Consider the following 13,127-nt stretch of genomic DNA (forward strand, 5'->3'; position numbering starts at 1 on the left):
GAATCCCCACCCGGCCCAACATGTCCACCGCCCGCGTCCGCGCCTCCCGCCGACCGGCCCTCGGATGATGCACCCGGTACGCCTCAGCGATCTGCTTCCCCACCGAGTAGTAGGGGTGCAACGCCGACAACGGATCCTGGAAGACCATCGCCATGTCCCGGCCCCGCAGCCGCCGCACCTCCTCCTCACCCAACCCGACGAGCTGACGCCCACCCACCGAGATCTCCCCGGAGATGGTCGTGCGCCTAGCGTTGTGCAAACCGAGGATCGCCAGCGACGTCACGCTCTTACCGGAACCGGACTCACCCACGATCCCGAGCGTGCGACCCCGCTCCACGGCGAACGACACACCATCCACGGCCCGCACCACACCGTCCTCGGTGTCGAACCGCACCCGCAGATCCCTGACCCGCAGGTACGGGCCCTCGCCGCGACGCGGCGCCGGAAGCTCCACCATGTCCGTCTCCTCCCGTCAGCTCAGCCGGACCCGTGGGTCGATCACCGCGTACAGCACGTCGACGACGATGTTGGCGACCACGATGAACACCGCCGCCAGCAGCACCGTCGCCATCACCACCGGCAGGTTGAGGAACTGCACCGCCTCCACTGTCGCCTTGCCGAGACCCTGGAGGCCGAAGATCGTCTCGGTGATGAAGGTGCCGCCGAGGCTGGTGCCGATGTCCAGCCCGGCGATCGTGACGATCGGTGTGATCGCCGCCCGCAGCGCGTGCCGGGTGTGCACCTTCCGGGCGGGCAGCCCCTTCGCCCGGGCGGTGCGGACGAAGTCCTCCGACAGCGTCTCCACCATCTGCGCCCGGGACAGCCGGGCGTACAACGCCGAGTTGAGGAAGCCGAGCGTCATCCAGGGCAGAATCAGCCCGGCCGCCCAGCGGAACGGGTTCTCGGTCAGCGGGGTGTAGCTGGGGAACGGCAGCAGCCCGGTGGAGTAGACGAGCAGGTAGAGCAGGATCAGCCCGAAGAAGTAGACCTGCATCGACGCCCCGGCCAGTGTGACGCCGATCGCGGCGCGGTCGAACGCCGTACCCCGGCGTAGTGCCGACACCATGCCGAGCGAGATGCCGAGGCCGAGCCAGAGCACGGCGCCGCCGAGGACGATGCTGAACGTCACCGGGGCGCGCTGGGCGACGATCTCGGTGACGGGCTGGTTGTTGCGGAATGAGTAGCCGAGGCAGGGTGCCGGGCAGTCCTGCCGGAAGTCGCCCTCGCCGTAGGTACGGCCGGCGAAGACGCCGCTGACGAAGTCGGCGTACTGCCGGGGCAGCGGCTGGTCGATGCCGAGGCGGCGCTCGACCTGGGCGATGTCCTCGGCCGTGCAGTTCTTGCCGCACATCACCTTCGCCGGGCTGCTCGGCACCGCGAAGAAGAGACCGAACGTGACCAGGCTGATGACGACCAGGGTCAGGGCGGCGACGAGCAGCCGCCGTACGACGAAACGGAGCACGGGAGCACCTCCCCCGGGTGGGCGCGGGGGCGGCCGCCGTGGCAGCCGCCCTCCGCGCGGCTGTCACTTCTTCACGTAGATGCCGTTGAGCGAGATGATCCCGAACGCGTCGCTGAGGAAGGCGTTGCCGACCTTCGAGCCGTGCAGCTCGTAGGTGGCGTCGTAGTAGCAGGGCACCACCGGGGCGTACTTGTCCATGATCATGCGGTCGAGCGCCATCCAGCCGGCGTCCTGCTCGGCGGCCGGCAGGTCGCGGACCCGGTCGATCTCCGCGCTGACCGACGGTTCATTGAGGTACGACAGGTTCTGGTTGCCCTCGGCCACGATCTCCCGTCCGTCGTAGACCGGCGGGATCACAGTCGAGCCGGTGGGCCAGTCCGAGCCCCAGCCGGTGAGGTAGAGGTCGTACGGGTTGTCCTTGCGGCCGACCTCGTCGTAGTAGCTGCTGTTGTCGATCGGCTTCATCACGATGTCGAATCCCATGTCGGTGAGGTTCTTGCGCAGCGCCTCGGCCTGCTGGGTGCGCAGTTCCAGGTTGGAGTGGGCGAGCACCAGCTTCGGCCGCTTGCCGGCGAGCAGCTCGGCGGTCTTGGCCTTGTCGCCGGTGACCGGGGCGTTGTACAGGTCGTACGGGACGAATCCGGCGGTGGTGGGCGACATGAGCGTGGTGGCGGGTGAGCCGGCGGCCTGCCCGCCGAGCACCTTGAGCAGGGCGTCCTTGTCGACGGCGTAGTTCAGCGCCCGCCGGACGCTCAGGTCGGTGACCCGCTGGGTGTTGATGCTCAGCACCCAGTTGTACTGCGTCGGGCCGCGTACCACGCGGTCGGAGACGCCGGATCCGGTGGTGCGGGGCAGCACCGACGGCGGCACGTCCGACCAGCTCAGCGCCGCCTGGTCGGCCGGCCCGTCGGCGACCAGGCGCTCGGCGATCTGGGCCTGCTCCAGGCCGAACGTCATCCGGATCGCGTCCGGGTACGCGTTGCGGATCGGGTCGGTCGCCGGATCCCAGTTCGGGTTGCGTTCCAGCTCCAGCGACACGTCGCGCTGGTAGGTCTTCACCCGGTACGGTCCGGACGAGAACGGCCGCAGGTCGTAGTTCGCGCGGGTGTCCTTCGCGGCGGGCACGGGCGCGCTGGTCGGCAGCGCCGCCGCGTACGGCAGGTCGCAGTGCGGCTGCGGGAAGGTGAACCGGATGGTCCGGTCGTCGGGTGTGGCGACGCCGTCGGGCACCGGCTTGCCCCCGTCGTACGGTCCCTTGTAGGTGGCGTTGTACGCCCCGCCCGGGTAGAGCCACTGCTGGATGTAGTGCGGGCCCTCGTTGAGGTTCGCCGCGAACGACCGGGCGATGCCGTGGGCGACGTCCTTGCTGGACACGGGCGTGCCGTCCTCGTACTTCACGCCGTCGCGCAGGGTGAACTCCCAGACCTTGCAGTCGCCGTTCACGTCCTTGCCGGGGTTGGTGGCCAGGTCGCCGACGAGCAGCAGCTTGCCGCTGCCGTCCTCCTTGTAGCCGTTGAGCGCGCGGTACAGCAGCCCACCGGCGACCTGCTGCACGTTGACGTAGTTGCGGGCCGGGTCGAGGTGCTCGAAGTCGGCCGGCTGCATCACGGTGAGGGTGCCGCCGCGGGTCGCCCCGTCGACGTCCTTCGCCGGGCCCTGGTTGTCGGCGGCCTCGTACGAGATCGATCCGCTCTGGGTCTTGGTCTTCTGGTCGTCGCCGCCGCCGTCGTCGGTGGTGGGGCTGCAGCCGGCGGCGGCCAGCGCCGCCGCGGCGAGGACACCTGTCAGTGTCCGGGTTCGTGCGCGCACGGTGTGCTCCTTCCTGCCCGGCGGCCCCCGCCGGCCGGGCACTGATGGCCGTGGGACTACCGGGTGGAGCGGGGGTCCAGCGAGTCGCGCAGCGCGTCGCCGAGCAGGTTGAACGCCAGGACCAGCAGGAAGACCGTCAACCCGGGGAACAGGGTGTACCAGGGGTCGCTCGCGACGTAGCCGATGCTGTTGAAGATCATGCGGCCCAGGTCGGGCGTGGGTTCGGTGACGCCGATGTTGACGAACGCCAGCGCCGCCTCGATGGCGATGAACTGCGGCACCATCAGCGAGACGGTGACCAGGATCGGCGCCCAGATGTTTGGCAGCAGCTGCCGCAGCAGGATGTGCGTGGTGCCGGCGCCGGCCGCACGGGCCGCCTCGACGAACTCCCGCTCGCGCAGCGAGATCACCTGCCCGCGGACCAGCCGCGCGGTGTACGTCCAGCTGAACAGGCCGAAGGTCGCGACGATCAGGGCCACCCGGAAGGCCGGCGACGGCGCCTCCCGGTCGGAGTAGAAGCGGTCCTGGAGGATCGGGATGACCGCGAGCGCGAAGATGAGGAACGGGAACGCCAGCGTGAGGTCGATCAGCCAGTTGACGACGCTGTCCAGCCAGCCTCTGGCCCACCCGGCCAGCACCCCGACAGCGACACCGATGCCGGATGCCAGCAGGGCCGAGGTGAACGCGATGAACAGGGACGTCCGCAGGCCGTAGACCAGTTGCATCAGGATGTCCCGGCCGCTGCCGGGTTCGAGCCCTAGCCAATGGTCGGAGCTGATTCCGCCGGCGTACCCGATCGGCATTCCGAAATCGTTGAGGCGGTCCACGAACTTGTCGGTCGGGTCGATTCCGGTGAGCCGTCCCAGCAGAGGCGCGCCGAGCGCCACCAGGGCGGCGACGGCGAGCGTGACGGCGCTGGCCTTGGCCGTACGGTCGCGTTTGAGCCGTAGCCAGGCGAGCCGGCCGGGCGACCGGCCGACGAATTCGCCGGGCTGGCCGGCGGGGCCGGGAACGGCCTCGACATCGGGGCCGGGAGCGGCCGGTGGGTGCGACAGTTCGCTCATGAGCAGTCCTCCCGACGGGGACGAAAACGCCCTGCCACCCGACGGTAATGCGCTATGAGGTGCTCAAAAGAATCGTTCCGGTAACGGCCGTTCCGGTTGCCGTGCATTGACAACGATCCGGCGTACGGAATGCATCGGCGCAATAACGGCCCGATTCGGTTGTCAGCCTTTCAGGTGGCCGTACCGCCAATTCGGAATGCGCTCCCGCGAGGCACTCGGGCGGTTGTCAGCCGTTCGGGCATTCCCGTGCGCCGATGTAACACCGGACCGGCGGCGGGGTCGACTGGCGTAACACTTCGTGACTCTTCGCGTTCACACCGTCCACCTAGGGTTCTCGGCGGTCCGGTTCGCACGACGTGCCGGGCCGTCCACCGGCCCTCACCCGGGGCCCCGACGGAAGGACCACCCATGCCCTTCGCCCGACGTACCGCCGCTCTGGCCCTGGCCGCCGCGCTCGGCGGCCTCGCCGCGCCGGCCTCTCCCGCGCAGGCCGCACCGCGCCCCGGCCCGGAGACCCCCTCGGTGCTGCTGCTCACCGTCGACGACGGCGCCGGCCTGCGCGCCACGGTGCTGACCTGCGGGCCCACCGGTGGCCTGCACCCCGATCCGATCACCGCCTGCCGGCTCGTCGCCCGCGTCGACGGCGACCTGGACGCGCTCGACGTGGACGGTGCGCCGTGCACCTCGCAGTACGACCCGGTCGTCGCGCGTGCCGTGGGCATCTGGCAGGACCGCCCGGTCTCCTACACCCGGACGTTCGGCAACGCCTGCCTGATGCAGCGCACCACCGCCTCCCTCTTCACCTTCTGACCCCGCCTCACCTTGTCGCGTTGATCATGAGGTTGGCGGCGGTTCCGGTCCGTTTTGTCGCCGTCAACTTCATGATCGACGGGGTGGGTCGGGAGGTGGGTGGGGTGGGTGCGGAGAATGGGGGCGGGGTGTTCGGAGGGGAGACTGTGCGGGTGGACGGGCCGGTGGCGGGCGGGGGCGGCGGGCGGGAGTTGCGGGCGGACTGCTCGCGCTGCGCCGGGGTGTGCTGCGTCGCTCCCGCGTTCACCGCGTCGGCCGACTTCGCCATCGACAAGCCCGCCGGGCGGCCCTGCCCGAACCTGGGCGCCGACTTCCGCTGCGGCATCCACACCGAGCTGCGGCAACGCGGCTTCCCCGGCTGCACCGTGTTCGACTGCTTCGGCGCCGGTCAGCACCTCACCCAGCACACGTTTGCCGGCCGCGACTGGCGGGCCGACCCGGCCACCGCCCAGCGGATGTTCGACAGCTTCGCCGTACTTCGGCCGCTGCACGAGCTGCTGTGGTACCTGACCGAGGCGGTACGCCTCACCCCGGCCGGACCGCTGCGCGACGAGCTGACCGCCGCGCTCGACGAGACCGGCCGGCTCACCGACGGCACCCCCGACGACCTGCTCGCCCTCGACGTCGACGCGCACCGGGACCGCGCCAACCGCCTGCTGTCCCGCGCCGCCGAACAGGCCCGCGCCGGGAAGGCCGGGCCGGACCGCCGGGGCGCGATGCTGATCGGGGTGGACCTGCGCCGTACCCCGCTGGCCGGGGCGAACCTGCGCGGCGCCTGCCTGATCGGGGCCGACCTGCGGGGCGTACGCCTCGGCGCCGCCGACCTGACCGGCGCGGACCTGCGCGGGGCCGACCTGCGCGGCGCGGACCTGGGCGAGTGCCTGTTCACGCACCAGTCGCAGCTCGACGCCGCACGCGGCGACCACCGCACGGTGCTGCCGCCCGGACTACGCCGCCCATCCCACTGGTCCCTGACGCTGACCCCGACGCGCCCTCAGCCGCGCCAGCGCCGCCCCCGACCCCGCTGACGCCACCCCGCCCGCACCCGCACTCGCGCCCGCGCTCGCGCTCGCACAGCGGTGATCAAGGAGTTTGTGTCCGCTTCGGGGCCGGATCGGGACACGAACTCCTTGATCACCGCGAGACGGGCCGGGGCCGCGTTTGGTGGGGGTGGGGTGGGGTAGGCGGCGCGGACGACTGTTGACCGACAGGAGGGCCACCGGTGGGGTATCGGGCACGCGACGGTGAGGAGCCGGTCGACCCGGCGCACGCCGAGGACGAGGCCGGGCAGGTGCCGCTGGTGCAGACGGCCGCGGACACCGACGTGCCGGCCCCCGCTCCCGGTGCGCCGAAACCGGACGAGGTGACCGAGGACGACGGATCCGGCATGGCGGGCGGCGCCTCCGGCAGCAGCTCGGGCGGCTCCTCGATGCCGACCCACCCGGACGCGGCCCGCGGACGGGACGCCGCCCGCTGAACGTTTGCCGTCACCCGCTGCGGGCAGGAGTGCGACATGACCAGTGAAGAGTCCTTCGGCCGCGCGGCCGGCGACGAACCCGACGGCGCGACCGCGTACGAGGCGTCCCTGCGCCCGCCGGGCAAATCCCTGCACACCACCGACGACACCGGTGACGACTTCGCCGACCTGCCCGCCGAGGACCGGCGCTCGGCACGGGAGGTCAGCCGCGCCGGTTACGACGTCGATGCGGTCTCCGGCACCGGCGACCCGTCCGAGGAGCCGGAGGAGATCGAGGAGGGCCGGCCGCTGCGCTGAGCCGTACGCGGGGCGGCCGCCGCGCCGCTCCGCGCCTCGGTCATGCCCCGGTTCGCCAGCGCGTCGGCGCGCTCGTTCTCCGGGTGCCCGTTGTGGCCCTTCACCCACAGCCACGTCACGTCGTGCCTGGCGCACGCCGCCTCCAGCGCCTGCCACAGGTCGGCGTTCTTCACCGGCTGCTTCGCCGCGGTCAGCCAGCCGTTGCGCTTCCACGCGTTCAGCCAGCCGGTGATGCCGTTGCGCACGTACGTGCTGTCGGTGTGCAGCCGTACCGTCACCGGTCGGGTGAGGCTCTCCAGCGCCCGGATCGCGGCGGTCAGCTCCATCCGGTTGTTGGTGGTCGGGGTGGCCTCGCCGCCGCACAGCTCCCGCTCGTGCCCGCCCCAGCGCAGCACCGCACCCCACCCGCCGGGCCCGGGATTGCCGCTGCACGCGCCGTCGGTCCAGATCTCCACGACCCGGCCGGTCTCCGCCTCCGCCATGCCCGGCAACCTACCGGGTACGCGAGCACGCGGGACCACCCGACCCGCCGCTCCCGGCTAGCGTGCCGGTGTGACCACTCCCCCGGACTTCGCCACGCTCTGCAACTTCCGTGACCTCGGCGGCTGGCGGACCGGCGACGGCCGCACCGTCGCCCGGGGCCGCCTCTACCGCTCCGACTCGCTGGCCAAGCTCGCCGGTGAGGATCTGGAACGGTTCGCGGCGCTCGGCGTCCGCACCGTGATCGACCTGCGGTACCCGTGGGAGATCGCCGACCGCGGCCGGGCCCCGGAGAGCCTCGGCGTGACCTGGCTCAACCTGAGCATCGAGCACCGGCCGTACGTGCAGGCCGACATCGACCCCGACGTGGACCCGTGGCGCTACCTGGCCGACCGGTACGCCGAGGTGGCCGAGGACGGCGTGGCCGAGCTGCGCCAGGCGATCGAGGTGATCGCGGACGGCGAGCACCCGCTTGTGTTCCACTGCGCGTCCGGGAAGGACCGCACCGGGCTGCTCGCCGCGCTGGTGCTGTCCCTGCTCGGCGTGGACGACGACCAGATCGCAGCGGACTTCGCGCTCACCGAGCAGGCCACCGACCGGCTGGTCGCCGAGTGGCGGGACCGCAACGGCGGCGCCACGCCGGGCTGGCCGGCGTACGGGCGGGCGCCGGCCGAGATCATCCGGCTGGTGCTCGCCGAGCTGCGGGCCGCCCACGGTTCGGTGCACGGGTACGTGACCGGCCGGCTCGGCGTCGGCCAGGAGACGATCGCCGCGCTACGCGCCCGGCTGCTGACCGGCGACTCCATCCCGCTGCCCACCCAGGGCACCACCGGCAGTACGCCGACGCCGGCCGCCCGGTAGAGCACCGCCGGCCGCCGTCGCCGTCCCCCACGAAAAGCGGACGACGCCGATGCCACGGTCTGGCACGCTGCGGGATCGTGGACACGCGGTGGGACGGCCTGCGGGCCGAGGTACGGGCGACGATCGACGAGCTGGTCTCCTCCGGGCGGGAGGCCGGTGTGCAGGTGGCCGCCTACCTGGACGGGGTCGCGATCGTCACCGAACAGGCCGGGCTCGCCGACACCACCACCGGCCGGCCGATGACGGCCGACACGCCCGTGCACGCGGTCTCCACCGGCAAGGGCCTCACCGCCACAGTGGTGCACGTGCTGGCCGAGCGGGGACGGCTCGACTACGACCTGCCGCTGGCGCGGGTGTGGCCGGAGTTCGCCCGGCACGGCAAGGACGGCATCACGCTGCGGCACGTGCTCACCCACACCGCCGGTCTGCCCGCGCTGCCGGCCGACGTCACGCCGGAGGACTTCACCGACTGGACGCGCATGTGCGAGCTGCTCGCCGACGCGCGGCCGCTGTGGGCACCGGGCGAGCGGCTCGCGTACCACGCCTGGACGTGGGGCTGGCTGCTCGGCGAGGTGATCAGGCGGGTCACCGGCGCCCCGGTGTCGCAGGTGCTCGCCGAGGAGGTGGCCGGGCCGCTCGGCGTGGACCGGGAACTGTTCCTCGGCGTACCGGAGGCGGACCTGCCCCGCCTGGCCCGGCTGGAGGACGCCGGCCTGTCCGCGCTGATGACCTGGGCCGGGGTCAACCTGCCGCACTTCGACGCGGTCGCCCCGCCCGCGGTACGCCCGGACACCGTCATCGGCTCCCGCCCCGACGTGCTGCGCGCCGACGTGCCGTCGGTCGGCACGATGAGCGCCCGCGCGGTGGCCCGGATGTACGCGGCGCTGCTCGGTCCGGTCGACGGGGTACGGCTGATCTCCGCCGAGCGGATGCGGGAGGTGTCCGCCCCGGCGGTACGCGCCCAGGAGTGGGTGTTCGGGCAGGAGAGCACGTTCGGGCTCGGGTACGCGGTCGACGACGACGGATCGTTCGGCACCGCCGGTAGCGGCGGCAGCCTCGCGTTCGCGTACCCGGAACTGGGGTTGACGGTGGCGGCGGTGCGCAACCGGCTCGGCGCGGGCGACGGCGACCCGATGGAGCAACTGCGGACGCTGGTGCGCGACCGCGTCGCCGCGGCGACCGGCCACCGAGGCTAGCGGCGCAGGCGGGCGCGCAGCCGGCCGGCCGCGTCGCCGAGCACCGCGCCGGTCATCGGCAGCAGCGGGCTGGACCGCATCACCGCCAGATCCTCGGCGGGGCTGGTCACGCCGTCGAGGAACCGCAGCACCCGCTCCGGCGGGTTGCGGTCGAACAGCCGCTCGAAGAACTCCACCCCGCCGACGTGCCCCCGGTCCAGCGCGCGCAACGCCACCGCGTCCATCCACAGATGCCGGCCCGGGTACGCGGACGCGGGCACCGGCGGACGGCCGGCGGCGAGCGCCCCGGCCACCTGGTCGGCCTGGCGCAGCATCGCCGAGAACGTGAACCCGGTGGACGGGCGCGTCGCCCCGCCGGCGGTGCCCAGCCGCACCACGCGCGGGCTCGGGCGGGACTCGAACGGCCCGTCGGTCATCGGGATCACGCCGTCCTCGACCTCCCGCACCTGCAGCGCGGTCAGGTCCAGGCCGAGCAGGTCCGCGTACCCGCGCAGCGCCGCGTCGTAGCCCGCGTCGTCGAGCAGGGCCGGCCCGAACTCGGTGTACTCGACGAGCGCGAACCGGTCGTCGACCGGCAGCACGTACCCGAAGGAGACGCCGCGCTGCGGCTGGGGCGTGCGGAAGTCCATCAGCACCGCCCGCTGCGGATCGAACGTCGGCCGGTCGGCGGCCAGCCACCAGCCGCGGAAGTGCTGCAACCAGCTGGTCCGTCCCGGCCGCTTCGGCCGCCGGGGCCGGGAGTCGAGCACCCACCCGGCCCGCACGAGATCCCGGCCGTCCGGGTCGCGGACCGTGACCCGCTCACCGTCGTCATGCAGCTTCCCCGCCGGGGCGCTGATCCGGACCGCGTCCAGCCGCCGCTCGGCCTCGGCAGCCCGGTCGTAGACCGGGGCGGAGCGGAGCATGGCGTACCGCAGGGGGTCGAGCGACAGGACACGGCGGCCGGCCGGCGTGACCACGTCGACCTGCGACCAGCTCGCGCTCAGCATCGGGTCGAGGTCGTCGCCGGGCAGGCCCCAGAACGCCCAGGTGCGGTCCTGGCCGCGCTTGTGCACCGGGTCGACCACCGCGACCCGCAGCCCGGTCACGTCGTGGCGGTCCAGCGCGGCCAGGACCAGGGACGCGGCGCCGCCGCCGCCGACCAGCGCGAGGTCGACGTCGACCGGGAAGGATGCGTGCATCCGGCCACGCTGCCACATCGGCGGAGGCGGCCACCGGCCGACCCGCGCTCAGGCCACCGGCGCGGGCTTCTGCGGGGCCGGCTCGGCGTAGGCGGCGGCCACCGTCGCCCGGTCGAAGACCCGCCACGTCGCGGCGATCACCGCGACCGCCACCACGAAACCCACCCAGTACGGCGCGGTGATGCCGAACCGGGCCGCCACCACGCCGCCGAGCAGCGCGCCGACGCAGTTGCCGCCCGCCGCGACGAACAACGTGGTGCTGCCGACCCGGCCCATCAACGCGGGCGGGGTGAGGCGCTGCCGCAGCGAGTTCGCCACGATGTTCCACAGCGCGCTGTGCGCCCCGAACGCGAACAGCGCGAACCCGACCACGGCCGCGCTGCGGGACGCGGCGAGCGCCAGGTGCAGTCCCGCCTCGACCAGCAGCCCGGTCCGCACCGTCCAGGTGGGTGTGATGGCGGCGATCAGCCGGTCCCCCACCAGCGAGCCGAGCACCCCGCCGACCGCCATGCAGGTGAACAACGCGCCGTAGCCGACCGAGCCGAGACCGAGCCGCTCGGTGGCGAGCAGCACGAGCACCGCCACGGCCGCGGTGAGCGTGACGTTCAGCAGGCCGATCAGCACGGTCATGGTGCGCAGCAGCCGTTGCCGCCACAGCCAGCGGAATCCCTCGGCGACCTCCGCCCGTACCGAGCGCCGCTCGTCCGGCGCCGCCCCGCCGCGGTACGTCCCGGCGAGCAGTCCGACCAGCACGGCGCTCAGCGCGTACGTGCCGGCGTTGAGGGCGAACGGCAGCGACGCCGCCAGCACGAACAGGAACCCGCCGAGCGGGCCGGCGATCATGTTCTGCATCACCTGGGTGCCGCCGCCCAGCCAGCCGTTTGCGCGTTCCAGCAGGGAGCGCGGCACCACCGCCGGCAGCACCGCCTGCGCGGCGGTCCGGAACACCACCTCGCCGGTGTTCACCACGAACAGCACCGCGTAGAGCAGCGCGATCCCGGCCCGGTCGGCCAGCATCGCCGCGGCGAGTACCGCGAGCGCGCCGACGCGTACCCAGTCGATGAGCACCATCAGCCGCCGCCGGTCCACCCGGTCCGCCAGCACGCCACCGGGCAGCGCGAACAGCAGCCACGGCAGCCACGACACCGCCGCCCCGGCCGACACCACCAGCGGATCGTCGGTGATCGACGCCACGTACAGCGGCGCGGCCACCGTCGCCGTCCCGCTACCCAGCGCGGACAGCGTGCTCGCCGTCCACAGTCGGGCGAAGCGCCCGCCGAGCCGTTCCCCCGTCACGGCGAGGCAACCTACCAGCGGCGACGCGCGCCGCCGACCGGTTTATCCGGGGCGGCGGGTGTTGAGGCGGGCCGCCTGCCGGTTCAGGTGGTCGCGTTCGGCCAGGCTGGACGCGCGGCGGGCCGCCTCCGCGTACAGCCGGGCCGCCCGGTCCTGGTCGCCGTCGCGTTCGTGCAGGTACGCGGCCACCGCCGTGTACCGGGGCAGCGAGTCGTCGAGCGCCGCGAGCGCCGCCAGCCCGGCGCGCGGGCCGTCCGCCTCGCCGACCGCCACCGCCCGGTTGAGCCGGGCGATCGGGCTGCCGGTCAGGCGCACGAGTTCGTCGTACCACTCGACGATCTGCACCCAGTCGGTCTCGGCCGCCGTACGCGCGTCGGCGTGCAGCGCCGCGACGGCGGCCTGGGCCTGGAACTCGCCCAGCCGGTCGCGGGACAGGGCGGTCTGGAGGATGCTCACGCCCTCGGCGATCAGCGTGGTGTCCCACCGGCCGCGGTCCTGCTCAGCCAGCGGCACCAGGCTGCCGTCCGGCGCGGTCCGCCCGGCCCGGCGGGCGTGGTGCAGCAGCATGAGCGCGAGCAGCCCGGCCACCTCGGGGTGGTCGATCGCGGCGGCGAGCTGCCGGGTGAGCCGGATCGCCTCGGCGGCCAGGTCCACGTCGCCGGAGTAGCCCTCGTTGAACACCAGGTACAGCACGCGCAGCACGGTGGCGACGTCACCGGGCTGATCGAACCGCACCCCGGACACGGTGCGCTTGGCCCGGCTGATCCGCTGCGCCATGGTGGCCTCCGGCACCAGGTACGCCTGCGCGATCTGCCGGGTGGTGAGCCCGCCGACGGCGCGCAGCGTCAACGCGACGGCCGACGACGGGCTCAGCGACGGATGCGCGCAGAGGAAGTAGAGCCGCAGCGTGTCGTCGACCGCCGGCACCGGGCCGGGCGGCGGTTCCTCGTCCACGAGGTCCTCGCGCCGGCGCCGGGCGGCGTCGGCGCGCACCACGTCCAGGAACCGCCGCCAGGCCACGGTCACCAGCCAGCCCCGCGGATCGCGGGGCTGGTCGGCCGGCCAGACGCGCAGCGCCTCGATGAGCGCGTCCTGCACGGCGTCTTCGGCCGCCGCGAAGTCGGCTCCGCGGCGGACGAGGACACCGAGCACGCCCGGGATGAGGCTGCGGAGCGCGACCTCGTCCATCGGACG

14 protein-coding genes are annotated in these 13,127 nt (G+C 73.2%); 6 read left to right on the plus strand and 8 right to left on the minus strand.

Annotation, left to right across the window (positions count from 1 at the left end; genetic code table 11):
- The 4 genes from FB455_RS28795 to FB455_RS28810 form a co-directional block, all read right to left on the minus strand.
- Window positions 1-457 (minus strand): ATP-binding cassette domain-containing protein (locus FB455_RS28795; protein WP_145755389.1); only part of this gene is annotated, 457 nt, incomplete at its 3' end.
- Window positions 458-472: 15 nt separating this feature from the next.
- Window positions 473-1,462, minus strand: coding sequence for an ABC transporter permease (locus FB455_RS28800; protein ID WP_030275424.1), 990 nt, complete (start codon window positions 1,460-1,462; stop codon window positions 473-475).
- A gap of 63 nt (window positions 1,463-1,525) precedes the next feature.
- Window positions 1,526-3,271, minus strand: coding sequence for an ABC transporter substrate-binding protein (locus tag FB455_RS28805; RefSeq protein WP_013286428.1), 1,746 nt, complete (start codon window positions 3,269-3,271; stop codon window positions 1,526-1,528).
- Between the two features lie 56 nt (window positions 3,272-3,327).
- Window positions 3,328-4,335: an ABC transporter permease gene (locus FB455_RS28810; protein ID WP_013286429.1), complete on the minus strand. Its 1,008-nt coding sequence runs from the start codon at window positions 4,333-4,335 to the stop codon at window positions 3,328-3,330.
- Window positions 4,336-4,743: 408 nt separating this feature from the next.
- Between FB455_RS28810 and FB455_RS28815 the strand changes: the two genes are divergently transcribed.
- From FB455_RS28815 to FB455_RS28830, 4 genes are all read left to right on the plus strand, one after another.
- Window positions 4,744-5,145 (plus strand): SSI family serine proteinase inhibitor, encoded by a 402-nt coding sequence (locus FB455_RS28815; protein WP_013286430.1) that lies wholly within the window; start codon window positions 4,744-4,746, stop codon window positions 5,143-5,145.
- 26 nt (window positions 5,146-5,171) lie between these two features.
- Entirely contained in the window at window positions 5,172-6,173 is a 1,002-nt protein-coding gene (locus tag FB455_RS28820) for a pentapeptide repeat-containing protein (RefSeq protein WP_486481610.1), read from the plus strand.
- A gap of 194 nt (window positions 6,174-6,367) precedes the next feature.
- Window positions 6,368-6,622 carry a hypothetical protein gene (locus tag FB455_RS28825; RefSeq protein ID WP_013286432.1) on the plus strand — a complete coding sequence of 85 codons (255 nt, stop codon included), beginning with the start codon at window positions 6,368-6,370 and terminating at the stop codon, window positions 6,620-6,622.
- A 36-nt stretch (window positions 6,623-6,658) separates the two neighbouring features.
- Window positions 6,659-6,919 (plus strand): hypothetical protein, encoded by a 261-nt coding sequence (locus FB455_RS28830; RefSeq protein WP_145755390.1) that lies wholly within the window; start codon window positions 6,659-6,661, stop codon window positions 6,917-6,919.
- Here the strand turns inward: FB455_RS28830 and rnhA are convergent.
- Complete coding sequence (gene rnhA / locus FB455_RS28835; protein ID WP_013286434.1) at window positions 6,838-7,401, minus strand: ribonuclease HI; 564 nt, start codon at window positions 7,399-7,401, stop codon at window positions 6,838-6,840. The two genes, FB455_RS28830 and rnhA, sit on opposite strands and share 82 nt — an antisense overlap.
- A 70-nt stretch (window positions 7,402-7,471) precedes the next feature.
- Between rnhA and FB455_RS28840 the strand changes: the two genes are divergently transcribed.
- Both FB455_RS28840 and FB455_RS28845 read left to right on the plus strand, forming a co-directional pair.
- Window positions 7,472-8,260: a tyrosine-protein phosphatase gene (locus FB455_RS28840; protein ID WP_145755391.1), complete on the plus strand. Its 789-nt coding sequence runs from the start codon at window positions 7,472-7,474 to the stop codon at window positions 8,258-8,260.
- A gap of 77 nt (window positions 8,261-8,337) precedes the next feature.
- Window positions 8,338-9,456 carry a serine hydrolase domain-containing protein gene (locus FB455_RS28845; protein ID WP_186466455.1) on the plus strand — a complete coding sequence of 373 codons (1,119 nt, stop codon included), beginning with the start codon at window positions 8,338-8,340 and terminating at the stop codon, window positions 9,454-9,456.
- Here the strand turns inward: FB455_RS28845 and FB455_RS28850 are convergent.
- From FB455_RS28850 to FB455_RS28860, 3 genes are read right to left on the minus strand one after another with little or no spacing between them, the layout of a single operon-like run.
- Complete coding sequence (locus FB455_RS28850) at window positions 9,453-10,637, minus strand: lycopene cyclase family protein (protein WP_186466456.1); 1,185 nt, start codon at window positions 10,635-10,637, stop codon at window positions 9,453-9,455. The genes FB455_RS28845 and FB455_RS28850 overlap by 4 nt on opposite strands.
- A 48-nt stretch (window positions 10,638-10,685) precedes the next feature.
- Window positions 10,686-11,933, minus strand: a complete 1,248-nt coding sequence (locus FB455_RS28855; RefSeq protein WP_145755393.1) for an MFS transporter — start codon at window positions 11,931-11,933, stop codon at window positions 10,686-10,688.
- Between the two features lie 42 nt (window positions 11,934-11,975).
- On the minus strand, window positions 11,976-13,121 hold the full coding sequence (locus FB455_RS28860) for an RNA polymerase sigma factor (RefSeq protein ID WP_114921274.1): 1,146 nt from the start codon (window positions 13,119-13,121) through the stop codon (window positions 11,976-11,978).
- Window positions 13,122-13,127 lie beyond the last annotated feature (6 nt).

Source organism: Micromonospora sp. CNZ296 (assembly GCF_007827635.1).